Origin of the sequence: Paenibacillus vietnamensis (assembly GCF_020169515.1) — a bacterium.
In the GTDB taxonomy this organism is placed as follows: domain Bacteria; phylum Bacillota; class Bacilli; order Paenibacillales; family Paenibacillaceae; genus Pristimantibacillus; species Pristimantibacillus vietnamensis.
Window position 1 is genome coordinate 58965 of record NZ_JAHMHW010000013.1, and the last position, 24562, is coordinate 83526.

General features: G+C 54.6%; 26 protein-coding genes. 20 read left to right on the forward strand and 6 right to left on the reverse strand.

The genetic code is table 11. From position 1 onward, the window contains the following. Genes KP806_RS20475 through KP806_RS20505 form a run of 7 tightly spaced genes read left to right on the forward strand, consistent with a single transcriptional unit; the run spans position 1 to position 7070 of the window. The gene (locus KP806_RS20475; RefSeq protein ID WP_224725601.1) at positions 1–885 is read left to right on the forward strand and encodes a type II secretion system F family protein; all 885 of its coding nucleotides are present in this window, start codon (positions 1–3) and stop codon (positions 883–885) included. Between the two features lie 27 nt (positions 886–912). Further along, positions 913–1098 carry a Flp1 family type IVb pilin gene (locus tag KP806_RS20480; RefSeq protein ID WP_224725602.1) on the forward strand — a complete coding sequence of 62 codons (186 nt, stop codon included), beginning with the start codon at positions 913–915 and terminating at the stop codon, positions 1096–1098. Between the two features lie 17 nt (positions 1099–1115). After that, on the forward strand, positions 1116–1814 hold the full coding sequence (locus KP806_RS20485) for a TadE/TadG family type IV pilus assembly protein (RefSeq protein ID WP_224725603.1): 699 nt from the start codon (positions 1116–1118) through the stop codon (positions 1812–1814). 8 nt (positions 1815–1822) lie between these two features. Then, positions 1823–4084 carry a hypothetical protein gene (locus KP806_RS20490; RefSeq protein WP_224725604.1) on the forward strand — a complete coding sequence of 754 codons (2262 nt, stop codon included), beginning with the start codon at positions 1823–1825 and terminating at the stop codon, positions 4082–4084. A gap of 34 nt (positions 4085–4118) precedes the next feature. After that, positions 4119–5024: a hypothetical protein gene (locus KP806_RS20495; RefSeq protein WP_224725605.1), complete on the forward strand. Its 906-nt coding sequence runs from the start codon at positions 4119–4121 to the stop codon at positions 5022–5024. Between the two features lie 29 nt (positions 5025–5053). Beyond that, positions 5054–5566 (forward strand): A24 family peptidase, encoded by a 513-nt coding sequence (locus KP806_RS20500; RefSeq protein WP_224725606.1) that lies wholly within the window; start codon positions 5054–5056, stop codon positions 5564–5566. 25 nt (positions 5567–5591) lie between these two features. Beyond that, positions 5592–7070: a DUF6382 domain-containing protein gene (locus KP806_RS20505; protein WP_224725607.1), complete on the forward strand. Its 1479-nt coding sequence runs from the start codon at positions 5592–5594 to the stop codon at positions 7068–7070. Between the two features lie 23 nt (positions 7071–7093). Here KP806_RS20505 and KP806_RS20510 read toward each other — a convergent pair whose 3' ends face one another. From KP806_RS20510 to KP806_RS20520, 3 genes are all read right to left on the reverse strand, one after another. Then, positions 7094–7990, reverse strand: coding sequence for a TIGR01777 family oxidoreductase (locus tag KP806_RS20510; RefSeq protein WP_224725608.1), 897 nt, complete (start codon positions 7988–7990; stop codon positions 7094–7096). A 25-nt stretch (positions 7991–8015) separates the two neighbouring features. Next, complete coding sequence (locus tag KP806_RS20515; protein ID WP_224725609.1) at positions 8016–8516, reverse strand: hypothetical protein; 501 nt, start codon at positions 8514–8516, stop codon at positions 8016–8018. A 124-nt stretch (positions 8517–8640) separates the two neighbouring features. After that, entirely contained in the window at positions 8641–9078 is a 438-nt protein-coding gene (locus tag KP806_RS20520) for a DUF2621 domain-containing protein (protein WP_224725610.1), read from the reverse strand. Between the two features lie 100 nt (positions 9079–9178). Here KP806_RS20520 and KP806_RS20525 point away from each other — a divergent pair, with 100 nt between their 5' ends. The 5 genes from KP806_RS20525 (at position 9179) to KP806_RS20545 (ending at position 14555) form a co-directional block, all read left to right on the forward strand. Then, a complete protein-coding gene (locus KP806_RS20525; RefSeq protein ID WP_224725611.1) occupies positions 9179–10306 on the forward strand; it encodes a deoxyribonuclease IV in 1128 nt (375 codons plus the stop codon). A 55-nt stretch (positions 10307–10361) separates the two neighbouring features. Continuing rightward, a complete protein-coding gene (gene purU / locus KP806_RS20530; protein WP_224725612.1) occupies positions 10362–11264 on the forward strand; it encodes a formyltetrahydrofolate deformylase in 903 nt (300 codons plus the stop codon). A gap of 163 nt (positions 11265–11427) precedes the next feature. After that, entirely contained in the window at positions 11428–13446 is a 2019-nt protein-coding gene (tkt, locus tag KP806_RS20535) for a transketolase (RefSeq protein WP_224725613.1), read from the forward strand. A 50-nt stretch (positions 13447–13496) separates the two neighbouring features. Beyond that, positions 13497–13814: a pyrimidine/purine nucleoside phosphorylase gene (gene ppnP, locus KP806_RS20540; RefSeq protein WP_224725614.1), complete on the forward strand. Its 318-nt coding sequence runs from the start codon at positions 13497–13499 to the stop codon at positions 13812–13814. Between the two features lie 219 nt (positions 13815–14033). Next, positions 14034–14555 carry a DUF420 domain-containing protein gene (locus tag KP806_RS20545; protein WP_224725615.1) on the forward strand — a complete coding sequence of 174 codons (522 nt, stop codon included), beginning with the start codon at positions 14034–14036 and terminating at the stop codon, positions 14553–14555. A 67-nt stretch (positions 14556–14622) separates the two neighbouring features. Here the strand turns inward: KP806_RS20545 and tatC are convergent, their stop codons facing one another. Further along, positions 14623–15372, reverse strand: a complete 750-nt coding sequence (tatC, locus tag KP806_RS20550) for a twin-arginine translocase subunit TatC (protein WP_224725616.1) — start codon at positions 15370–15372, stop codon at positions 14623–14625. A 23-nt stretch (positions 15373–15395) separates the two neighbouring features. Further along, positions 15396–15632, reverse strand: coding sequence for a MerR family transcriptional regulator (locus tag KP806_RS20555; protein WP_224725617.1), 237 nt, complete (start codon positions 15630–15632; stop codon positions 15396–15398). Between the two features lie 393 nt (positions 15633–16025). Between KP806_RS20555 and KP806_RS20560 the strand changes: the two genes are divergently transcribed. Genes KP806_RS20560 through KP806_RS20570 form a run of 3 tightly spaced genes read left to right on the forward strand, consistent with a single transcriptional unit; the run spans position 16026 to position 18425 of the window. Then, the gene (locus KP806_RS20560) at positions 16026–17576 is read left to right on the forward strand and encodes a flavin monoamine oxidase family protein (protein ID WP_318153737.1); all 1551 of its coding nucleotides are present in this window, start codon (positions 16026–16028) and stop codon (positions 17574–17576) included. Positions 17577–17621: 45 nt separating this feature from the next. After that, on the forward strand, positions 17622–18179 hold the full coding sequence (locus KP806_RS20565) for a RidA family protein (protein WP_224725619.1): 558 nt from the start codon (positions 17622–17624) through the stop codon (positions 18177–18179). A 39-nt stretch (positions 18180–18218) separates the two neighbouring features. After that, positions 18219–18425 (forward strand): twin-arginine translocase TatA/TatE family subunit, encoded by a 207-nt coding sequence (locus KP806_RS20570; RefSeq protein WP_224725620.1) that lies wholly within the window; start codon positions 18219–18221, stop codon positions 18423–18425. Positions 18426–18532: 107 nt separating this feature from the next. Here the strand turns inward: KP806_RS20570 and KP806_RS20575 are convergent, their stop codons facing one another. Beyond that, entirely contained in the window at positions 18533–19435 is a 903-nt protein-coding gene (locus KP806_RS20575; RefSeq protein ID WP_318153739.1) for an NAD(P)-dependent oxidoreductase, read from the reverse strand. A 169-nt stretch (positions 19436–19604) separates the two neighbouring features. Between KP806_RS20575 and KP806_RS20580 the strand changes: the two genes are divergently transcribed. The 5 genes from KP806_RS20580 (at position 19605) to KP806_RS20600 (ending at position 24550) form a co-directional block, all read left to right on the forward strand. Next, the gene (locus tag KP806_RS20580) at positions 19605–20954 is read left to right on the forward strand and encodes a glucose-6-phosphate isomerase (RefSeq protein ID WP_224725623.1); all 1350 of its coding nucleotides are present in this window, start codon (positions 19605–19607) and stop codon (positions 20952–20954) included. 39 nt (positions 20955–20993) lie between these two features. After that, a complete protein-coding gene (locus KP806_RS20585; RefSeq protein ID WP_224725688.1) occupies positions 20994–21626 on the forward strand; it encodes a YigZ family protein in 633 nt (210 codons plus the stop codon). A gap of 243 nt (positions 21627–21869) precedes the next feature. Further along, positions 21870–22685, forward strand: a complete 816-nt coding sequence (gene cysT / locus KP806_RS20590; RefSeq protein WP_224725624.1) for a sulfate ABC transporter permease subunit CysT — start codon at positions 21870–21872, stop codon at positions 22683–22685. Then, a complete protein-coding gene (locus tag KP806_RS20595; RefSeq protein ID WP_224725689.1) occupies positions 22685–23482 on the forward strand; it encodes a sulfate ABC transporter permease in 798 nt (265 codons plus the stop codon). Before cysT ends, KP806_RS20595 begins: the two co-directional genes overlap by 1 nt. Before the next feature lie 3 nt (positions 23483–23485). Beyond that, entirely contained in the window at positions 23486–24550 is a 1065-nt protein-coding gene (locus tag KP806_RS20600) for a sulfate/molybdate ABC transporter ATP-binding protein (RefSeq protein ID WP_224725625.1), read from the forward strand. Positions 24551–24562 lie beyond the last annotated feature (12 nt).

A 24562-nucleotide genomic window follows, 5' to 3' on the forward strand; every position in this document is an offset into this window, starting at 1 on the left:
ATGATTGAAGCGTTAGCCGCGCTGTCGCTGACCGCAGGCTGGCTGTATATGGCCGGGGGCCTCGTTCTGAAACAGCTGAGGCATAAGCATGTAAAAGAGCTGGCGGCTGCCGCGGGCACCGGAGACTGGCTAAAGCGGCTCTTGATAATTGATGCTTTTGCCGGGCAGCTGGAGAGGCTCAAGGCATTCGATACCTTTCAGCTGCCGCTCGGGAGCTATCACATGAAGCTGGTCGTGTTGAACGGAAGCGAATGGACATTGGAGAGGACGAAGGCCGAAGCGGCCGCTTGCACGGGCAAAGGATATGCTGCTTTTACAAGTTGCGCCTGGCTTAGTTTGCCGGTCCAGGAACCGCTGCTGCTGCTCATGGGGGCTGTATTCGCTGTACTGCTCGTCGTACGCCCTTTTATCGAGACGGGGAAAAGAGTCGAGCTGAGAAAGCAGCAGATTATTATGGAGCTGCCGAATATGCTGAGTCAGCTTATGCTGCTGGTGGGTGCCGGTGAGACCGTTCAACAAGCAATAGCTAGATGTCTGAACGGAAAGGACCGGAACGGGCATCCCCTTTACCGGGAGTGGAGGCTTGCTGCGGAGTCGATGCGGAACGGAATGCCGTTCGATATGGCGATCGAGAAATTGAACCGCCGGTGTGCGGTGCAGGAGGTATCGATCTTCACGACGGTGCTGCTTCTTAATTACCGGCGGGGAGGCGAGCATTTTGTGCTGGCGCTTCGGGAGCTGTCCTATACGCTTTGGGAAAAGCGCAAGGCGATTGCGAGGACGCGCGGCGAGCAGGCTTCCTCCAAGCTGGTGTTTCCGATGGTAGGCATTTTGCTTGTGCTGATGGTTCTGGTTGGCGCTCCGGCCTTTTTGCTTATGTCATAAATCAAATTCGGGAAAGGAAGATGAAAAATGGAAAATTTCGTACAAGCCGTTCGTGCGTTTTGGGAAGAGGAGGAAGGTCTCGGGACGCTGGAGATCATTTTGATAATCGCGGTGGTCATTATCATTGCGCTGTTGTTCAAAGATTGGATCGTCGGGTTAATCGAGCGTTTGATGGGCAAAGCGGACGACGAGGCGGACAAAATATTCAGTTAAAGGTCGGTGCGATGAGCTTGCATAGAAGGAAACACAGGCTGCCGCAGTTTCTGAGGCAGGAGCAGGGCAGCTTTACGCTGGAGTCCGCGATTGTTTTTCCCCTTCTGCTCGTTTTCGTATTGATATTTATCGTTTTCGGCATGTACATGTACCAAAAGGTGACGCTCTATTACGTCGCATCCTCGACAGCTGAACGAACCGCATTCAGCTGGGATAACAGCCACCGGGACCCCCGAAGCGGCATGCTGACGGAGCCCCGGTACGACGGCTTATATTGGCGCCTCGGAGAGGACGGCATTGCAAGCGGCTTGTTCGGACTTGGATCAGGAGATAAGGCCCGGTCCTTGACCCTTCCGCAATCGGGCTACAGTAGAGAAGGCGAAGAGGACCTGCCGCTTGGCAAAATGCTTGGGGCCGCAGAGCTGCTGGAGCGAACCGGTCAGTCCTATGAAGGACAGATCCAATATGCTAACAATTTGGTTAAAAGAGCCGTCGAAGTCAAGCTGAAGCAGCCGCTGTCTGCCGGAGCAGGCGGGCAAGGCTATTGGAGCAAGGAGCCGAAGACGGTAACGGCGTCCGGCATTGTCGATCCCGTCGAGTTTATCCGGAGCGTGGATCTTGTCCGCTATTTTTCCAGCCGGTTTGCAGGCAGCGGCGGCGCCGGACAGGCTCAGGCCGGAAAAATTATTTCCCCCTATCAGGGAGCAGGGAGGTGAGCGGAAGCTTGAACAGCGGAAAATGCGGACCGGAGGCTTATCGCTGTAATCGGCTTTTGTTCGCGGCAGACGGGGCCGTGACAACCTTTTCGGTCATCGTATTATCCTCGCTGCTGCTATTTTTTTCGCTGCTGATCGATTATGCCAGAATTGCCGCTTTTCATAAGCTAAGCGAGGATGCGGCCAGAACCGGCGTTCGTTCCGTCTTGTCCGCATACGATTCGTTTTTGTACGAGAGGTACGGGTTGTTCGGGCGGGGAGGAACCGACGGGCAGGAGCTGTTCTCCGGGGTTCTGGAGGAAAACGCGAAAGGAAACGCGGCTTCGGAGGACGGTGCCTTTCAGCTGGTGCGGATGCGGCTTGAAGCTGCCGGCCTGCATGACTCGGAATATTTAGGGAAGCATGAAATTTTCACCAGGCAGGTGCAGGAAGAAATGAAATACAAAGCACCTGTCGGCTTTACACTTGATCTTGCTTCGAAGTTCGCCCCGATCGCAGGCGTAATGAAGGAAGCCGCGGCGTCCGTCGGCTTACTGGAAAGCATGCGGAAGCTTTACGAGCAGCGGGAGGCGCATATTGCCCGGGTGCTGGTGCTGCAGCAGCAGGCAGCGTCGGCTGTAAGCGGCAGCGGCATCGATGCGGTGATTCCCGTCCGCGCGGCCGAGCTTGCCGCAGGCGGCGGGAACAACGCGCTCGCCGTCGCCGCCGAATATGGGCGTTACGCCGCCCAGATGCTGCAGGATCAGTCTGCGGCTGCGGAGGGTGACAAGCTTTATTCGGCAGAAACGCAGGCTTACGAACAGAAAGCTCGGGATGTCGGCATGGAACTGCGCCGGTTGAGCTCGGAGATGCAGCGGCTCCATGACAGGCTGATGCTTGAAGCCGTGAAGGATCTGGAGGCTGCCAGGCTGCTGAACGAGCAGATGCAGGGGCTCGCCCGGCAGGCAGACCATGCGGCTTCGGCCCGCGGATTTGATCGGGTAAAGGAAGGCGGTGCGCAAGGGGCGGCGGGAAGCCGGGTACCGGCGGACGCGGAGAACGAGCTTGCCGAGGTACGGCAGGAGGCAGACAAGCTGCTGCTTCAGGACAGCTGGTTTTCGTCATATAAGCAGGAGCTTGACGAGCAAGGCAAGGCGGCTTCGGCCATCCATATGGAGACCGGCGCCTTTCAATCGAACAGCTTGGCTGCAATAGCAGGCCCTTTCGGCGAAACGGCGAACAACAATTTGGCGGAAGGGGTTTCCAGTCTTCGACTCGCATATGGCGGGTACGAGGAGAAATATATCCGGCCCGCTCTCGTCCTAGCCGCCAGGAGACAGTCGCTGGAATCCGGTAACGTAAAGGCCAAGCTGAAGGAGCAGGAACAGCAGGCGGGAGCCCTGTGGGATCAGGCGCGAAGCTTGCTGCACGGCTTGACTGCTCTGCCCCAGACGGAGGAGCACGATGAGCTGTTCGAGCAAGTTCGGCAGCGCTATGAAGCCAACCTGTTATTTAATCGTCATACGGAGGCAGCTGCGGCATCGGCCGGCTATATGCAGGCCGGTAATGCTTATGCTGCCGCGGACCAGGCCGCCTCGCTGTCCGGAAGCTTGTTCACGGGAATGGCGGGCGTGTTGGAGCGTACGCTCGATTCGCTTTATGAATCCGAATATGCGGCTGGCCGCTTCTCCGCCTTTGCTCCGCAGCATTTGAAAGGCTTGCTGACGGGAGGAGATTTAACGGAGCTGGCGCATGCGGCGGCTTTCAATAATCAGGAAGCCGAATATGTGCTCTATGGCTTTCATAATCCTACAGGCAACCTTGCGGCGGCTTACGGTCAGCTTTTTGCCGCCCGGCTGGCGGTTCGGACGATGGAAGGATTAATCGATAACCGGGCGCTTGGGCATCCCTTGCTTATCTTATCGGCTGCGCTTGTCTACGGCTTGGAGAAAACAATGGAGGATATGCTTGCCTTCAGCGAGCGGGGGACGGCTCCGCTATCCAGATTTCTTGCTACGGAGCTGAGCTACGAAGATTATTTGCGGCTGTTTCTGTTGATCAGCGACGCGAGTTCGGCCGGAAGGACGGCAAGAATGATAGCGGTTATCGAGCAAAACAGCGGTACGGTTCTTTCGGCCGTTCCGACTGGCGTATCCGGAGAAGCTCGCTTGTCGATGGAGCTGTGGTTTATACCGGGACTGATGAGGGTATTGGGCCGCTTTGGATTATTGGACGGAAGGGTTGTCGGCAACCGTTATGAGACGACGCATACGATCGGCTGGTCCTATTAAAGCCTCTAAAAGGAATGATGAACAAGGCTCCATTGTGCTTGAAGCTTCGCTGGCGATGCCGCTCTTGATGCTGGTGCTGCTCGTTTTTGTTGTTCTGGTCCGATTATGCGCCGCCCAAATGGCGCTGCAATCGGCGGTATCCCAGACGGCAAAGCAGCTTGCGGCGCATATTCATCCCGCCGAGCTGGCCCTGCAGCAGGCCGCTGCGGCAAACCCTTTAGCTTCGCTGCCGGGGGCGGCGGGGCTTGCACCCTGGTCGGAGATCGCGGCGGAAGCGGCCGGCTGGCTGCCGAGCCCTGCAGGCGATATCGCATCCTCCGCACTGCGCGGGGATTTCCGGCCGTTTCATAATTTGGCTGCAGCCGAGATGGGCCGCGGCGTTGTCGAGCCGCTCCTGCGGGATTTCGCAGACGAGGCGGTTATTGAGCCGGAAAGGCTGCGCCTGACGGAGCTGATGCTGCCGGATATGGAGCCAGCCGGCAAGCCTTATTTGACCGTGGCCGCCGAATATGAGTTTCCCGTCAAGCTTCCTCTACTCGGAAGACCGATCGTTTTGAAATGGCGGACCTTGGAGCGGGCATGGATCAGCGATGCGGCGCCTGCCAGATACGGGAGCGGCGATGACGCAACGGGGCGGCTTCCGCTGCAGATCGTGGATATAAGGCCGAAGCCGCTTCGGCCCGGCCTTAAAGCAACGGTTCTCGTGAAGACGGCGCCGGGCGCATCGGTATCGATCGATGTCAAGTACAAAAGCGGCTCAAGCAAAGCCAAACATCTCGGCGCAGCCGAAGCGGATGCGGATGGTTATATTTCGTGGACCTGGCACGTATCCGGCAATACGACGCCGGGCCTTTGGGAGCTGACCGTGTCGGAAACCGGCGACGCCAATCATAAGGAATCCATGCATTTTTTGGTGGAGAAACGAGCTTCGGCACATTAACCGTCAAGTCCGGCAGAAAGGAGAAGCCTATGGATCCCTATCAATCGGCAGCTCTTGCTGCGCTGCTTATCATCGCTTTTATAACGGATGTCAAATCGCAGATCATCCCGAACCGGTTAACGGCGGCCTTTTTCCTGTCCGCCTTCTTGTATCAGGCGGCCGTATACGGCCTCAAGGGTCTGGCCGCTGCGGCAGCCGGCGCGGCAGCGGGCTTTATTCCTCTGCTTGTGCTCCATCTCTGCAGGGGGATCGGGGCCGGGGATGTCAAGCTGTTCGCCGCAATCGGAGCGTGGTCGGGCGTTTGGCCGGTGCTGAGCCTTATCTTTTATTCGATCTTATTTGCAGGCGCGATCGGCGTTTGTTTGCTGCTGGCGAACCGTTCGTATGGGAAAAGGGTCGCAGCCGAGGCCGCGGCATTGGTCGTACCTGTAGCAGGCTGGCGCAGAAGGCAATGGCTGCAGTGGGCGAATTCGGGCAAACGGTTTCCGTTTATGCTGGCTGTGGCCCCTGCCGCCGTCGCCGTATGGTCAAGCATGAACTGATGGGGAATTGAAAGGAGATAGCGAAATGTCAGGATATCGCGTAGATTTTGCGATGAATCGCGGTCATGAAATGATAATTGACCGGGAGACGGGGATTGAACGGGACGACTTGGACCAGATCGAGCTTCAGATGCTGAGCAGCCAGCAAGTCCCTTATATGCTGCCGGTCGATTGGTTTGAGCTGGACGGAAAAATAACGTTCCGTTACAAGCTGGACGGCATGAAAATGCTCTCGCACCGGCTTCAGCAGCAGTCGCTTACGATGGCCCAATATTATTCGTTAATCCTTGGAATAACGGACGCTTTGGGCGAATGCAAGCATTACATGCTGCGGTCCGAGGGCTGCGTCCTTCATGAGCAGTTCATATTTGTCGGCGAGCATCTTCATGACGTAAAGCTCGTTTACTTGCCGATAAAAAGCGGAGCCGGTGAGCGGCCGTTCGGAGCCGGCGATCTCATGTCGATCATCGTTCGGTTTACGTCCTATGTGGAACACATCGACGGAAACGGCCTCAAGCTGCTGTTAGGACATTTATCCGGCAGCAAATGGCCGTTGACCGAATTGCGGGCTTCGCTGCTTGAACTGATCGGAGGCGAAGGGAGAATGATGCCGATGGGGCCGTTGCCGGAAGAAGAACGGCCGGCCATTCGGAAATCCAATCGCACTGCTCCGTCCCCATTGCTTTCGCCGGAGTTTGAACCGGAGCCGGACCGCTCCCGTGAGCAAATCGGAATTCAAGCCGGTCTAGCCGATGTTTCAGACGATCATGTTTACATGCCATATATAGGGGAAGAACCGGGAGGTAAACCTTCAATAAGAAAATGGCTGACGACGGCCGTTCTCGCCGTTGCTGCGGCTTGCGGCTGGCGCTTTATTTATTTGGAGGCTTATACGCTCCGGAGCCTGCTGATCAGCACGGGATTAACGCTATTGTCCGCCGCGCTTGTTATTTGGGTCTGGAGGAACGAGGATGCCGAGCGTAATAAATGGGAGACCGAGCAGGAGGATGAGGATGAGGAAGAGGAGGATGGTTTTAGCGGAGACCGAAGGAATCCGTTCGTGCGGGCGTATGACGAACCTGCTGCGCAGCCTTCATACGATCCGCTTTTCGTTGCTTCCCCATCAGAGCCTGTCCCCCCGTCGGACCCTACGGTCATGCTAGGGCATGCCGACCGGCAGCACGTTGAGAACAGGCATGAGGTGTGGCTGCAAAGGAGCTGGGAAGGCCAGCTTTCGAGAATCGATATAGCGGAGGGAAGCCTCAAAATCGGGAGGACGGGCGGGCAAATCAGCTATGCGGATACCGCGAATGGCATTTCGCGCCTTCATTTGGAGATTGAATGTGCGGACGGGGAGCATCTTGCGAAGGATCTTGGCTCCCGGAACGGAAGCCTGTTGAACGGGCAGGCCATGATCGCCTACAAAGCATATAAGCTCGCAATCGGGGACGTCATCCAATTGGCCGGGCTGCACGGCCCTTCATACGAGCTTAAGTCAGGCTAACAAAAGCGCCAAGCAGGTAAAGCTTACCGGCCCGCAAGCTCCTTCATGGCTTCATCTAAGGTAGGATAATGGAAAACAAAGCCGTGCTCAAGCGCTTTGCGTGGAACGGCGCGCTGCCCGTCGAGCAGCAGAGTCGACATTTCGCCGAGCAGTAACCGCATGGCAAAGGCGGGAACCGGAAACCAATGGGGCCTGTACATCGCTTTGCCGATGGCCCGTCCGAACGTATCGTTCGTGGCCGGGTCGGGAGCCGACGCGTTGACCGGCCCCCGAATCTCTCCGTTGTCCAGACAGAATAAGATAAGCCTCACGATATCCTCCAGATGGATCCAAGAGAGCCACTGCTTCCCGCTGCCGATCCGGCCGCCCCCGAACATGCGGTACGGCAAGGCCATAAGCGGAAACGCGCCGCCTTTCTTGTCCAGCACGACGCCGACCCGCAGCTTGACGAGCCGCTCGGCAGGAATGGCATCGGCCGCCTGTTCCCATTTCTGCACCACCTCCGACAAAAAGTCGGTGACGGCCGTCTTGCTGGATTCGTCGAATAACCCGTCTGCGGAAATGCCGTAAGCCGAAATCCCGGAAGCGTTAACGACGACGGAAGGCTTATGCCGGAGCGACTCCACTAGCTTTGCGATGCGTGAGGCAGCAGAAATTCTCGACTCCATTACGCGCCGCTTGGCCGCGGCACTCCATCGCTGATTGATCGTTTCGCCCGCCAGATTGACGATGGCATCCATTCCGTCCAGAAGAACCGGAGTCTTCTCGAGCTCCTCCCAGGTTACGTGGCGCATGCCGGACGGCTGGCGCTCCTTCGGTCCGCTGCGGGAAATAATCCACACCTCGTCCTTTCTGTCAAGCAGCGCCTTCGTCAGCGCGCTTCCGATAAATCCGCTGCCCCCGGCTATTGCAACACGCATTCCGCCATCGCTCCCCGTCGGTCAATTATTTTTCTTCCTCGATTTTGACCAGCCAATTCTGCTTCACGTCGGGTTCGCCCTCGATCGCTTTCTCGGTATAGTTGAATTTTACTTTGGCGTCGGCCGGAATACTGTCGAGCAGAGGAATTTGGTCTTCCGATATTTGAAAGGCCATCGCCCCGTTTGCCGTCACGATTTCAATGGAATGGGCGTCAATCAGCCCTGTATAGGTTCCTTCGCCGGATTTCACTTCTTGTTCATCCGTATTGTCGGTGCTATTGTCGGTACCGCTGTCGTTCGCAGCATCCTCGGTAGGCTCCGGCGACGACACGTCAGGCTCGATCACGCCGCTGCTGTCAGGCAAATCGACTTCCGGACTCGGACTTACCGCTCCTTGCTGCTGACCGTTATTCAAGTTAACGGAACCGTCGTTTCCGCATGCCGATGCGGCGAGCATTACTGCCAGAAGAATTGTGCCTGCCGCTGCTGCCTTCGTGCTTCTTCTTCGCTTCGATGTGTTCATCATGTGAACCACCTCCTGCAATTATTAACGAATCGGACTGGGGGAAGGTTACACTTAATTTTTAAACTCTGCCCAGTCAATTGAAGCATAACACAAATGAGTTTAAGCCGCCTGCAGCGGCCTAAACTCATTTGTTAAGGAGATGCTTATAGGGGCTGTAGTCAATGCCTTGGCGGTCAAGAAAGCTGACCAGGCTGCGGTAATCCCGTTTCGGAGTGGCCCGTATGTAGCCCTCGATGCAGTGCTCGCGCGTGACCTTCGACGCGCCGTGCTCGATCGCGACTTGGCCGATCTTGGCGGCGATGGAATGCTTGGCTATATCGCGAAAAGCGCTTGGCACCGGAGAAACGAGCTCGTCCAGCAGCGCTTTAGACTCCTCGTTCCACATGCTGCGGCTTCGCTCAACCCAATAGTTCTGCCAGTCGAGCTTGGATTTGCCGTCCCGCATCGGAAGCACCTTGAGAAACTTGCGGAACATAAAAAAACCGCCGATCGACATGGCCCCGACCATGACGATAGCCCAGAAAACGATGAAATACATAAACCAATCCGGCGCATTGTTCATTGGCATCATTCACCTCAACTATGAATTATACCGTATTCCTAGATTTATTTCGACATTCCTTGTAAAATAAGGTTTGATCAACCGAAAGGGGCGTAAATTCATGTTAAAAATAGGTTCCCACGTATCATTTTCGGACAAGGGGCTTCAAACGGCTGCCAAGGAAGCGATATCGTACGGCTCCAGCACGTTCATGATTTATACCGGCGCACCTCAGAATACGAGAAGAAAGCCAATTGACTCGTTATATATTGAAGAAGGAAAACAGCTGATGGAGGAGGCGGGCATCGGCGAAATCGTCGTGCACGCGCCATATATTGTCAATTTAGGCTCTTACAAGCCGGATACGTTCGAGCTTGCGGTGGGCTTCCTGCAGGAGGAGATTCGCCGCACCGACTACATCGGCGTACGGAACATCGTTCTGCATCCGGGGGCGTACACCGATAAGGATGCCGAATACGGCATCGCGCGTATCGCGGAGGGCTTGAATGAAGTGCTCGCGGGCACGAAGGAGACGAACGTGAACATCGCGCTCGAGACGATGGCGGGCAAAGGCACGGAAATCGGACGCAGCTTCGAGGAGATTGCGGCCATCATCGATAAAGTTCAGGATAATCACCGACTCACGGTTTGTATGGATACTTGCCACATGCATGACGCCGGCTACGATCTCATCAACGATTTGGACGGGGTGCTTGCGGAGTTCGACCGTATCGTCGGGCTGGACAGAGTGGCGGTCGTCCACGTTAACGACAGCAAAAACCCGCGCGGAGCGGGCAAGGACCGCCATGCTCCGATCGGCTCCGGCTGGCTCGGCCACGAAGCGGTATCGCGAATCGTGAATCACGAGCTGCTGAAGGGAAGGCCGTTCATTCTCGAAACGCCGTGGATCGGCAAGGAAGACAAAACGGAGCGTCCGATGTACGAAGCGGAAATCGCACTGCTCAGCGGCAATACGCTGCAGCGCTTTGGCGAGCCGTTTCTGGAGGACGTGGAGCGGCTGCATCATTTCTTCGGCAAGCAGGAGATCGATCCGGTCATCTTCGTATTAGGTACCTGGGAGCAGCTGAAGGATGCGAAAGCAAAGAAAGCGGATCCGCGGGAGCCGATGGAGCGTTTGTTCGATTTGGTTATGGCGGGCGAGGCGCTGCCTTCCGGACTGACCGAGGAGCAGGTTAACCAGCGGATTACGGCATGGTTTGCCGGCAAACAACTGCTTGCTAATGTATAGGAAAAGGACACGTTCCCAAAAATAAGCACAATGAAGTGAAAGGAAGTTAACGTTCATGTCATCAACAGTCAACCTGCCGGGCCGGATCATCGAAGCCGGAGAAACGAGCGGACGGGCGCGCATGCTCATCGCTTGTCCGGACCGGCCGGGCATCGTGGCGGCCGTGTCGCATTTTTTGTATGAGCACGGAGCCAATATCGTACAGTCGGATCAATACACGATGGATCCGGAGGGCGGCATGTTTTTTATCCGCTTCGAATTCGATTTGAACGATTTGGAGAAGGAGCTGCCGGTTCTCGTGGAGGATTTCGCCAGAGTGGCCGACCGCTTCGACATGAAGTGGCATACGTTCCGCGCCAGCCGCAAGAAGCGCCTTGCCATATTCGTGTCCAAGGAAGACCACTGCTTGCTCGAGCTGCTGTGGCAGTGGAAGGCGGGGGATCTTAACGCCGATATTTCCATGGTCATCAGCAATCACCCGGACATGCGGGAGCTCGTAGAGTCGTTCGGGATTCCTTACCACCACATTCCGGTTACAGCCTCCACGAAGGCGGAAGCGGAGCGAAAGCAGCTGGAGGCGGTCGCCGATAAAGCCGATCTCGTTGTGCTTGCCCGTTACATGCAAATCATTTCTCCAAAATTTATCGAGCAGTTTCCGAACCGCATCATCAATATCCACCACTCGTTCCTTCCGGCGTTTGTCGGCGGCAAGCCTTATGCCCAAGCCTACACGCGCGGCGTGAAAATTATCGGAGCGACGGCTCATTACGTGACCGAGGAGCTTGACGGCGGGCCGATTATCGAGCAGGACGTGCAGAGGGTCAGCCACCGCGACAATGTCGACGACTTGAAGCGGATCGGCCGCACGATCGAGAGGGTCGTGCTTGCGCGGGCGGTAAAATGGCATATTGAGGACCGGGTGCTCGTTCATCAGAACAAGACGGTTGTATTCAACTAGCTGTATTGTTATGCATAATTTCTAGTAAATAAGATGGAAAACATGCATTCACAATGATACAATATTCAAAGTTATCGCGTACTGGCATGACGCTGAATCGTTATCGAGAAACCATATAACGAGACGAAATGTAGACAAGATGAATTAATAGGAGGAAATTGGAATGACGGTTACACAAAAATCGATTGAACAGCTTTCCATCGATACGATCCGCACGCTTGCGATCGATGCGATCGAGAAAGCGAAATCCGGTCACCCTGGCATGCCTATGGGTGCCGCACCGATGGGCTATCAGCTATTCGGCAAAACGATGAAGCACAACCCTTCGAACCCGACTTGGGTTAACCGCGACCGTTTCGTATTGTCCGCGGGTCACGGATCGATGCTTCTTTACAGCCTGCTTCACCTTTCCGGCTACGATTTGCCGCTTGAAGAGCTGCAAAACTTCCGCCAATGGGGCTCGCTGACTCCGGGTCATCCGGAATTCGGCCACACCGCGGGCGTAGACGCGACGACCGGTCCGCTCGGACAAGGTATCGCAATGGCGGTAGGCATGGCGCTTGCGGAAGCGCAGCTCGGCGCTACTTATAACAAAGAAGGCCATGACCTTATCAATCACTTCACATATTCCATTTGCGGCGATGGCGACCTGATGGAAGGCATCTCTCACGAGGCCGCTTCCCTCGCGGGCCACTTGGGCCTGGGCAAGCTGGTTGTCCTTTATGATTCGAACGACATTTCCCTTGACGGCGAGCTGAGCCTTTCGTATTCCGAAACCGTACAAAAGCGCTTCGAAGGCTACGGCTGGCAAGTTCTGCGCGTAGAAGACGGCAACGATCTCGAAGCTTTGTCCAAAGCGATCGCTTCCGCTCAAGCGGAGCTGGCGAAGCCGACATTAATTGAAGTTAAGACGATCATCGGCTACGGCAGCCCGAACAAAGGCGGTAAAGGCGGACATGCAGGCCCTCACGGCTCCCCGCTCGGCGCTGAAGAAACCAAATTGACGAAGCAGGCTTACGGCTGGTCGGAGGAGCATCAGTTCCACGTGCCGGACGAGGTACGTGCGCACTTCGCCGAAGTGAAGCAACAAGGCGAGCAAGCCAATGCGGAGTGGGAAGCGGCGTTCGCGTCCTACAAAGAAGCATACCCTGAGCTGGCTGCCCAGTTCGAGCTCGCAATTTCCGGCGCTTTGCCTGCAGGCTGGGATGCGGATCTTCCCGTCTACACGACAGAAGACAAGCCTCTTTCGACCCGCGTAGCTTCCGGCAACGCGCTAAACGGCCTGGCCAAAAACGTACCTAACCTTGTCGGCGGCTCCGCAGACTTGGAAAGCTCCACTATGACTCACCTGAAAGGCTTGACGCAATTCAAGCCGGGCAGCTACGACGGCCGCAACATCTACTTCGGCGTCCGCGAGTTCGGCATGGCCGCAGCGATGAACGGCATTGCCCTGCACAGCGGCTTGAAAGTATTCGGCGGCACGTTCTTCGTATTCACGGACTACCTGCGTCCGGCTGTTCGCCTTGCCGCTTTGATGAAGCTGCCGGTCGTATACGTACTGACGCATGACAGCATCGCGGTCGGCGAAGACGGTCCTACGCATGAGCCGATCGAGCAGCTGGCTTCGATCCGCATCATTCCTGACCTTACGGTTATCCGTCCTGCCGACGCCAATGAAACGTCCGCTGCATGGGCGTATGCGGTAGAGAACACAGGCAACCCTGTAGCGCTCGTTCTGACGCGCCAAAATCTGCCGATTCTGGAAGGTGCGGTATCCGGCGCAAGAGAAAACGTCAGCAAAGGCGCGTATGTCGTATCCGACGCTGCAAACGGCAAGCCGCAGGCGCAAATTCTGGCGACCGGCTCCGAGGTTCAGCTTGCTGTTGCCGCTCAGAAGGCACTTGCCGAAGAGGGCATCCAGGTTCGCGTTATCAGCATGCCAAGCTGGGATCTGTTCGAGAAGCAATCCAAGGAATACAAAAATTCCGTCATTCTTCCTGACGTTAAAGCGCGCCTTGCAATCGAGATGGCTCATCCGTTCGGCTGGGAGCGTTACACGGGAGACCAAGGCGACATCCTTGCGATCGACCGCTTCGGCGCTTCGGCACCTGGCGACCGCGTCATCAAGGAATACGGCTTTACGGTTGAGAACGTCGTAAGCAAAGTTAAAGCTTTGCTATAATAACGGCGCCACAACTTTGCATTTGATAGAAAAAGGAGATCACGCACAACATGTCTCAATTCGAAAACGTAACGGTCGTCAAAAAGGCTAACGTCTATTTCGACGGCAAAGTAACAAGCCGCGCGGTTCTGTTCGCGGACGGCACGAAAAAAACTCTCGGCATCATGCTGCCGGGCGATTATGAGTTTGGTACGGACTGCCTCGAAATCATGGAGATTTTGGCCGGCGACTTGAAGGTTCTGCTTCCGGGCGAAACGGAATGGATCCATATCCAGGGCGAGGGCGAATTCAAAGTGCCTGCGAACACGAAGTTCAAGCTTCAGGTTGCTGAAGTAACCGATTATTGCTGCTCGTACATTAACGAGTAAGATTTTCCGATATAAAGAGCTTTCCCGAAGTGCGGCGACGATCCGCCGGCGGGAAAGCTCTTTTTTGTATAAGGCGGCCGTTCGGATAGAGTTCGGTTTTTCGCTACAAATCGGCCTTAAAACAAATTGATTTCGGACAGTCATTCGGCTAAGGTTAGGAGAAGGGCGGCGATTCCAATCGCGTCGGCGCCCGGACAGCTTAATCAGGAGGGAAACTGCTTGAAGGAAAAAAATTTTACGCCGTTGATCGCGGTCTTAACGCTGGTCCTGGTTGCGGTTATTACGGTTTTGTTCTTTTTGCCGGCTTATGATGGAGAAATCGGATTTGATGTAAAGATTTTACCGCTTCTCAATGCGATTTTTAATTGTTTTACGTTCATCGCGCTGAGTATAGCTTTGGTTGCGATCTTGAAAAAAAACGTGAAGCTTCACCGCCGTTTTATCGGAGCCGCATTCGCTTCAACGACGCTGTTCCTTGTCTCGTATGTCACGTACCATTACTTGACGGAATCGACGAAATACGGCGGAGAGGGCATTCTTCGGTCGATTTATTTTTTCGTTCTGCTGACGCACATCGTGCTGGCTGCCGCCGTTGTGCCGCTCGCGCTCATCTCCGTCGTCAGAGGCCTGCAAATGAAGGTGGAGAAGCATCGGAAAATCGCCAGATGGACGATGCCGATTTGGCTTTACGTGAGCTTTACCGGGGTCGTTGTGTATTTGATGATCTCGCCATACTACTAGAGGCCGGATACGGCGGAACGCCAAACAAGCCATTCCTTTCCGGAATGGCTTGTTTGCTTGCATGTTGTCAAGCGGCCGCTTCCCGGGCAGCCACGGCTGTAATTCGTTTGCGGTGCACGATACCTGAAAGATAGATGCTGATTTCGAAGAGTGCGACGAGTGGTATTAAAATAATAAAGGCGGAAACAAAGTCCGGCGGCGATAACAGGTTGGCGGCAATGACCAGAATGAGGTAAGCATACCGCCGCGATTTCTGAAGGCGCTTCGGCGTCAGCAATCCGATTCTTGTGAGGAACATGACGACGATCGGCAACTCGAACGCAACTGCGATCGGTAATACGATATTGAACATAAAGCTGAAATATTGCGAAATGCCGTAGGTTTCAACGAGATTCATTTTCTCTGAAATCGACCTGACGAAGGAGAAGCTCATCGGAAGCACGACGTAATATCCGAAGGCGAGCCCGATCAGCAGGCATAAGGCGCTGTAGGGAATATAGCGCAATGCCGCATCTCTTTCATGCTTATGCAGCCCCTGCTTCACAAAGCTCCACAACAAAAACAGCGTCACGGGAAGAGATACGATGAAGGCGAACGCGAGCGCAATGCTCATATACATACGAATGCCGTCAAAGGGGGAGAACACGTTCCATTCCAGGCCGGAAGCCGGCGGCGTGGTTTTCATATAGTCCAAAATATAAGGAGAGGTAATGAGGCCGATCGCCGCGCTTGCCAAAAAGACGACAATGATGGCAATAAGCTGCCTTCGAAGCTCGGCGATATGCTCCAGCAACGTCATGACCGTTTGTTTGCCCATGCTAAAGAGCTCCTTTCGCGTGACTAATGGCGCGTTTGCTGACCCGCGATGGTTTTGCGTAATTCAAACGTATGAAAGCCGTCTTTCATTTTCGAGTGAATCTCCTTCAGCTGCTCGACGTCCTCGAATGAAAACTTTCTCGCTCCGCCCGGTGAACGGCCGGGAAATACCAGCTGTTTGTCCTCGTAATACCGGATCTGGCGTTCCGTCAACCCGGTTAACTCGCGCACGATTCCAATACTCATTACTTTTTGACTCATAGCTCCGCCTCCTGGAACGATAGAATAATAGACGTTAGAAGATGCGTTATGTAATGTATATGTGATATAAATTTACATAAACATCTCTTTGGAAGTGATTTTATCAAGACGTTTATGAAAAAACAATGGTCGGGTCGAACTACAAAACTATAAATATGGAAAAAATATCCTAATATTATAGGTTTTCATGCCCATATTGAGGAAATTTATCGAAAAGAGGTTCTGTTCCAAAAAATATTTATGTTAGGTTTCCTTACAAAATAATAGAATCATTAAATCTTTCCATGATATCTTGTCGGTGGGTTACATAACGAAGCTGACGAATGGGAGTGAGCTGGGATGAATTCTGCGAAATCGCCTTCCGAAATGTCGAGGAGGCAGTTCTTGAGCACGGTGGGGAAGCTTGGCGGAGGAGCAGCGGTATTCAGCGTCATGGGGACTCTTGGTCTCTTGTCGCCGGAAACGTTAAAGGCGGCGGATTATGTTCCGCCGGATAAGAATGAGCTGTCCATGAGTAAGCGTAACGGGAAAAAGGTCGTCATTCTAGGCGCCGGCATTGCAGGCTTAACCTCCGCGTACGAGCTAGGACAAGCCGGCTACGACTGCACCATTCTCGAAGCCCGCGCCCGTTCGGGAGGACGCATCTGGTCGGTCCGCGGCGGGACGACGGTCGCCGAGGTCGGGGCTTCAAAGCAGGTGGCCAGGTTCGCCGACGATTTATATTTAAATGCGGGACCGATGCGGATACCCCAGTTCCACGTAACGATGGAGTATATTCGGAAGTTCGGCATACCGATCGAGCCGTTCAATAATGTGAATGACCATGCTTATTATTATAACGAAAATGTAGGTGAGCTCTCCGGCCGAAAGATCAGGAAACGCGAGGCGAAGGCCGACGTCCGCGGCTACGTCAACGAGCTGATGGCCAAGGCGGTCAGCCAGCAGGCGCTCGATATGCCGCTTACGGCCGAGGAAAAAGAGAAGCTGGTCGCATATCTCCGAACGGAAGGCGGCTTGGATGCGGATTTATTTTACCGCGGCACCTCGCGCGGAGGCTACAAGGATGAGCCCGGGGCCAGGCTCGATGCCGGCGTGATCCGCGATCCGTTCAGCATGAAGGCTATTATCAACTCCGGCTTCGGCAATTATTTAAGCAGCGAATATAGCTACGATCAACAAATGATGATGTTTCATCCGATCGGAGGCATGGATGCGATCCCGAACGCCTTCGAGAAACGGCTCAAAGGCAAAATCCGGTTTCATTCCGAGGTTGTGGAGATCAAGCAAAGCGACAGCGGCGTTGCCGTTTTTTACAAGCATCTGGGAACGGGCGAGATACACAAGGCGGAGGCGGATTACTGCATTTGCACGATTCCGCTATCCGTCCTGAAATCGATCAAAGCCGACTTTTCGCCAGATATGAAAAAAGCGATCGACAGCATCGGCTACGCCTCGGCCGGCAAAATCGGCCTGCAGTTCAAGCGACGCTTCTGGGAAGAGGACGAGCAGATCTACGGAGGCAATACGCTTACCAATATGGATATTTCATCCATTTATTACCCGCCTACCGGTTACATGCAGCAGAAAGGGCTATTGCTGGGCTATTACGCATTCGGAGCGGCGGCGGATAAGCTGGGAGCCATGTCATCCCAGCAGCGCGAGGCGCATGCCCTGAGTCAAGGCGCGAAGATCCATCCCCAATACTATAAGGAATTTGAAACATCGTTTTCGGTAGACTGGAAAAAAATTAAATATAATCTCGGAGGATGGGTGTCCTACAGCGGCGATCAGCGACAGACCGTATATCCGACGTTATGCAAGCCCGACAGGCGGGTCTATCTGGCCGGCGAGCATATGAGCTACATTACGGCATGGATGGCGGGAGGCATCGAGTCGGCCCGGGCCGTCGTCACCGATATCCATCAGCGGGTGATGAAAGAATAGAAGCGCTGTGCGCGCATGAAACGAATAATAGGAGGGTAACCGTACATGAATGTGAGGAACAATATAAAAATCATCGCCGGCACCGCCCTGGTGTCCTGCTTTATCGGCGCTTCCGTCTACGCCGGTGCGCTGACGCCCAATAAACTGCCGTTGACGCCGATCCACGAGCCTGAATTTTACGGCAGCGCGAGCTCGTCCATTTCCAGCAGCGTCGCCATTCCCGAGGGACTCGCGACCTTCTCGACGAGCGGTACGGTTCCGCCGCTTCTGAACAAGGACGGCAAGAACGTATACGAGCGCTACGGCAATACCGAGAAGCAGGGCGAGGGCATACTGCTGAACATTGAGAAGCAGCTGAAGGAGCAGGGGCTGTCGATGAAGGACGTCGTGTATCTCAGAGTATACGTAACGCCGGACGCAGCCCAAAAAGGCGCATTCGACTTCCAGGGCTGGTTCAACGCCTATGCGAAGTTCTTCAACACGAACGACAATCCGGTCAAGCCGGCCCGTTCGACCGTCGGCGTCGCGGGACTGGTCAACCCGGACTGGCTTATTGAAATCGAAGCGGTGGCCGTATATCCGAAAGGACACAAACAAAATTAAAGGTATCCATTCGCAAGCGAAAAAGGAGAAGGTGCATCTATGCTGCAAAATTTGGGATTGCCTGGCATTCTTATGATTCTCGTCGTCGTTCTTATTATATTCGGTCCTTCTAAACTTCCCGAGCTCGGCCGGGCGGTCGGCCGGACGCTTCACGAATTTAAGTCATCGGCGAAGGAGCTCGTTTCCGATACGAAGGACGACGTGATCGAGCCCGAGAAGCAGGAGCTGATGAAATCGAAATCTTAAGCCGACTTAGGCTGGTCGTTAAAAATAGAACCGGCAGGGAAACCCCTGACCGGTTTTGTTTATTGCGGGCAAGGATGCTTGCCGGACGCTCTATCGTCAGTTTCGGCCTACGCCTTCCCGCCTCCGAATCGGCGGCCGATCCACTGCTCATAGGCTTGGCCCACGCTGGACATGTCAAGCTCGGAGTAGCCGAGCGCTTCGCCGATCTGGAACTGGCCCTTAGCCGCCTCCAGCAGCGGCGTCGGCACCTTCAGGCTGTCCGACAATACGGAGCTCAGCTTCAAGTCCTTGAGCATCAGCTCTAGTGAAAATTGCACGTCGTAATTGCTCTCAAGCAGCTTGGGTCCTTTCATTTCGGCTGCCTTGCTTGCCGCGCCGCCGGATTGGACAAGCTCCAGAAACGCGCTGCCGTCGATTCCGCCGCTGGCAGCAATTGCCATCCCCTCCGACAGCGCCACGACGTTAATGCCCACAATCGTGTTATGAGCCAGCTTGGCGACCGCTCCGCTGCCGTTCGGTCCCATCGGAATAACCTTCCGCCCCATGGCCAGAAGCACATCTTTGGCGCCGTCCAGCGCCTCTGCGGGTCCGCCGGCCATAAACACGAGCATGCCGCTTTCGGCTGCGGGCTTGCTGCCCGTTACGGGTGCATCGAGAAAGCTTGCGCCAAGCGCTTCAGCGGCGGCGGCAAGCTCCTTGGCCAGCACAGGCGAGATCGTGCTGCTGTCGATAAGCGTCTGGCCGCTGCGAACGCCTGCGAATATGCCGCTCTCTCCCCAATAAACCTCGCGGATAGCCGCGTCGTTGCTGATCATCGTGATGACGATATCGGAAGCTTCCGCGATGGCTGCAGGCGTCTCCAGCACCACAGCGCCTAGGTCGCGAAGCCCATCTGTTTTGCCGGGCGTCCGGTTATAGACGGTTACCGAAAATCCCTTTTTCAGCAAATTGGAGGCCATCGCATATCCCATGACGCCTAATCCGATAAATCCTACTTTTTTCATGTGAATTCCTCCGCCATAATTTTTTTTTATAAAGATTATACAATTTCTTCATGGATGTTTCATGCCCTCGATGCTTGTTTTTGTCAGATAAATCCGATATTGTAGATTCTAAGTTGAAAAACGTTATCACAGCTGGCATTTAAGCAGCTAATTCATTAGGAGGTTTTATTCTAAAATGAGCAAAACAGTAAAATTCGACTACAGCAAGGCGCTAACCTTCGTCGGCCAGCATGAAATCGACTATTTGACGGATTCCGTACGCCTCGCGCATGAGCAGCTGCACAACGGAACGGGCGCAGGCTCGGACTATCTTGGCTGGATCGACCTGCCAACCAACTATGACAAAGAGGAATTCGCCCGCATCCAGAAAGCCGCGGAAAAAATCAAATCCGACTCCGAAGTATTGATCGTTATCGGCATCGGGGGCTCGTACCTCGGCGCCCGCGCCGCGATCGAAATGCTGTCGAATTCCTTCTACAATATCCAATCCAAAGAACAGCGCAAAACGCCGCAAGTGCTGTTTGCCGGCAACAACATCAGCTCCACCTATGTGACTCACCTTCTTCAGCTGCTTGAAGGCCGCGACTGGTCGATCAACGTCATCTCGAAATCGGGAACGACGACCGAGCCGGCTATCGCATTCCGTATTTTCCGTGCGGCGCTTGAGAAAAAATACGGCAAAGAGGAAGCGCGCCAACGTATCTATGCAACGACGGACCGTGAAAAAGGCGCTCTGAAGAAGCTGTCGAACGAAGAAGGCTACGAATCGTTTGTAATTCCGGACGACGTAGGCGGCCGTTACTCCGTACTTACTGCCGTAGGCCTGCTGCCGATCGCAGCTGCCGGAATCGACATCGAGTCGATGATGCAGGGCGCTGCCGACGCATCCAAGGAGTACAGCAACCCTAACCTGGCGGAAAATGAAGCTTATCAATATGCGGCAGCCCGCAATGCGCTGTACCGCAAAGGCAAAGCGACTGAAATCCTTGTGAACTACGAACCGTCGCTGCACTTCGTGTCCGAATGGTGGAAGCAATTGTTCGGCGAAAGCGAAGGCAAAGACTATAAAGGCATTTACCCTGCATCCGTAGATTTCTCCACGGATTTGCACTCGATGGGTCAATTTATCCAGGAAGGCAACCGGAACATTTTTGAAACGGTCATTCAAGTGAACGAAGTAGCTGAGCAAATTACGATCGAGCACGACGAAGCCGATTTGGACGGACTGAACTTCCTGACAGGCAAAACGATGGACTTTGTAAACAAAAAAGCGTTCGAAGGCACACTGCTTGCACACACGGACGGTCAAGTGCCGAACCTGATCGTGAACGTCGCCGACATGACGCCGTATTCCTTCGGCTACCTTGTGTACTTCTTCGAAAAAGCATGCGGAATCAGCGGCTACCTGCTCGGTGTAAATCCGTTCGACCAGCCGGGCGTAGAAGCTTACAAGAAAAATATGTTCGCACTGCTTGGCAAACCGGGCTTCGAGAAAGAAAAAGCCGAGCTGGAAGCCAGACTGTAATCGGCCGGTCGGGCCGCTTTACGGGAGCTAACAGCTATGATGCTGGACAAGTACAGAACGGTCAGGCGGCAGGCGAACGCGGAGATTGTCATCAAGAAGTCGCGCTTCATCGGCCACGCCAAACCGGTTGAAACCGAGGAGGAAGCGCTCGTCTTCATCCAGGAGATCAAGCAGCTTCATAAGCAGGCTACGCATAATTGCTCGGCTTACATCGTCGGGGAGCGGGACCAGTTCCAGAAAGCGTCCGACGACGGTGAGCCGAGCGGAACGGCGGGCAAGCCGATTCTGGAGGTTATCAAGCATAAGGGACTCAAAAATGTCGCCGTCGTTGTGACGCGGTATTTCGGAGGCATTATGCTGGGGGCGGGCGGACTTGTCCGCGCCTACACCGACGGAGCGGTAGCCGGAATAGAAGCCGCGGATGAAATCGTCAACGTTCTGCATCGCGAGGTCATCGTCGACGTGGATTATACGTGGTACGGCAAGCTGGAGAACGAGCTGCACGGCAAGGGAACGCGCGTCGGCGGCACCGACTTTACGGATCGCGTTACGGTCCGCTGCTTGCCCGAAGTGCATGAGGCCGATGCGTTTATCGCCTGGATCACCGACATGACCGGCGGACAAGCCGTAATTACAGAAGGCGGGAACGTGTATTATATTGAAGGCGAATAAGCGAATATCGCTTAGCGAACAAAGGATGAGGAGCTTCGGCCATGCTGCCGATCTCCTCTCTTTTTGTAATTACACAGGATATAAGAATAGGCTATCGAATCGATCAAAATTTCTAAAATTGCCATTGACTTGATGGCGGTTGGAATGCTACATTATCAATACCTAGTAAATTAATAGGAATTATGATTTTATTCGCAAAGGTACACCTGCGGCACGCGCCGATGGTTTGGAGGTCAAGTCACAGTGAATGCTTTGTTTCGCGGAAAAGGGTGGAGCTTCGGATTCCGGAGCGCCATTATGCTTTATTTCGTCATCCTTATTATTTTACCAATCGCAGGGATTTACACGCAATCGTTCTCGCTCGGATGGAACCCGTTCTGGGAAAGCATCTCCGATCCGCTGGCATGGAAAGCCGTTTTGCTTACGATTAAATTGGCCGTAATTGCAACGCTGATCAACATGTTCCTCGGCACGATGATCGGCTGGGTGCTTATCCGCTACCGGTTTCCCGGACGGCGGCTGCTGAACAGCCTAGTCGACTTGCCATTCGCACTTCCTACCGCGGTTGGCGGACTTATGATTTTGCTGCTGCTTGGTCCCAACAGCTTTGTAGGCGGCCTTGCAGGCGGGATGGGCATCGAGATCGTATTTCATGAACCGGCGATCGTCGTCGCAATGCTGTTCGTAACGTTTCCGTTCGTCATCCGCGCGATTCAGCCTCTGCTCGAGGAAATGGATAAATCGGAGGAAGAAGCAGCTTACACGCTGGGCGCTACACGCGTCAAAACGTTCTTCAGCGTCATTTTCCCGACGATGCTGCCAGGTATTCTGAGCGGCGCCATGCTCGCCTTCTCCCGCGGCCTTGCGGAGTTCGGGGCGGTCGTGCTTGTCGCAGGCAACATTCCCGGCAAAACCCTGATCGCATCCGTTTTTATTTTCGGCGAAATTGAAAGCAATAATCCGCAGGGCGCCGCAGCCGTATCGGTATTGCTGCTGACGCTTTCGTTCCTCATCCTTTGGACCGTGAACCTTATTCAAGCCAGGAGGACGGGACAATGATGAGAAGACTGTGGATTACATTAACTTATATCGTATTTGCTTTGCTGCTGATTGCGCCGCTCGTCAAAATTTTCACCGGTTCGTGGGCGGATGGGCTGAACGGCTTCGTTGAAGCCATCACGCGCCCTCAATCGCTGCACGCGCTCATGATGACAGCTATCATCGTAGTAGTCGTCACCGCGTTAAATACGATTTTCGGGGTGATGCTCGCCCTGTATCTCGTGCGTGCCGAATGGATCAGCCCAAGAATGAAACGGCTGTTAAACAGCCTGGTCGACCTGCCGTTTGCAGTATCGCCGGTCATCGGCGGTCTGATGATCGTGCTTATCCTCGGACCGAATACGGTTATCGGCGCTATGTTCGAGGATGCGGGCTTCAAAATCGTATACGCGCTGCCGGGCATGATCCTTGCCACCTTGTTCGTTACTTTCCCGCTGATGGTGCGCGAGGTAATGCCGGTGCTGCAGGAAATTGGAGCCCAGCAGGAGGAAGCGGCCTCTACGCTTGGAGCTTATTCCTGGTACACCTTCTGGAAGGTGACATGGCCGTCGATCCGCTGGGGCGTCATCTACGGCGTCGTCCTGACGGTAGCCCGGTCGCTTGGTGAGTTTGGAGCCGTGCTCGTCGTTTCCGGCAACATCATGAACAAAACTCAAACGGCAACAACGCTCGTCTATCAGGATGTAGAGAATTTCAACGTGGTAGCCGCCAACGGAATAGCGCTTGTCCTTGCGGCATTTTCCGTGGGGCTGCTGCTGCTCATGGAATGGGCGAAGAAAAGAAAGGAAGTGCATTAAGCCATGCATATTGAAGTACGGAATCTGAACAAAAACTTTGGCGATTTTCATGCAGTAAGGGATGTCAGCTTTGAGATTGAAAAAGGCCATTTGATCGGCTTGCTCGGACCGAGCGGCGGCGGTAAAACGTCCATACTTCGTATGCTTGCAGGGCTTGAGACGCCTTCCTCCGGCGATATCCTTTTTCACGGCAAACGGGTGAACGACCTGCCGCCGCAGGAGCGAGGCATCGGCTTCGTGTTTCAGAACTATGCATTGTTCAAGCATATGACCGTTTACGATAACATTGCTTTTGGTCTAAAGGTTAAGAAACAGTCGAAGGAGCAAATCCGCGAGCGGGTTATGTATCTGGTAGAGCTTACGGGGCTGAAGGGCTTCGAGCACCGTTACGCTCATCAGCTGTCCGGCGGACAGCGCCAGCGCGTTGCATTCGCTAGGGCGCTGGCACCGGAGCCGCAGCTGCTGCTGCTCGACGAGCCGTTCGCAGCGATCGACGCCAAGATTCGGACGGAGCTCCGCACATGGCTGAAGGAAATGATCGAACGCGTCGGCATTACTTCCATCTTCGTCACGCATGACCAGGAGGAAGCGATCGAGGTTGCCGACGAAATTATGATTATCAGCAAAGGCCGGCTCGAGCAGAAGGGCAGCCCTTGGGACATTTATAAAAATCCGCAAACTCCGTTTGTCGCCGGCTTTATCGGGGAATCGACGATCGTGGACAATATCGGCGAGTTCAAAGGCTTTGAGGACGCGGCCAGCAGTCCTGGCACCAAGGCGCTGATTCGTCCGGAATATATCGAGATCGGCAAACCGGGCGAAATCAAGCTTGCATCCGCTACGCTCCCGGGCATCGTGAAGCATTTGCACTTCCGCGGCAGCGAATGGATGGTAGAGCTTCTGGTCGGAGACACGAAGCTGATTACGTACCGCTCGCTCGAGAAGGAAGTGCTCCATCCGGGCGATAAAGTAAGCGTGCTGGTTCACCGGGCGTATCTCTTTAACGACAACGACAGCTGGATTGCCGAAAATACGCTGAAGGTCGATCCGATGCCTATTCATATTTAAGCTATCGAAGCA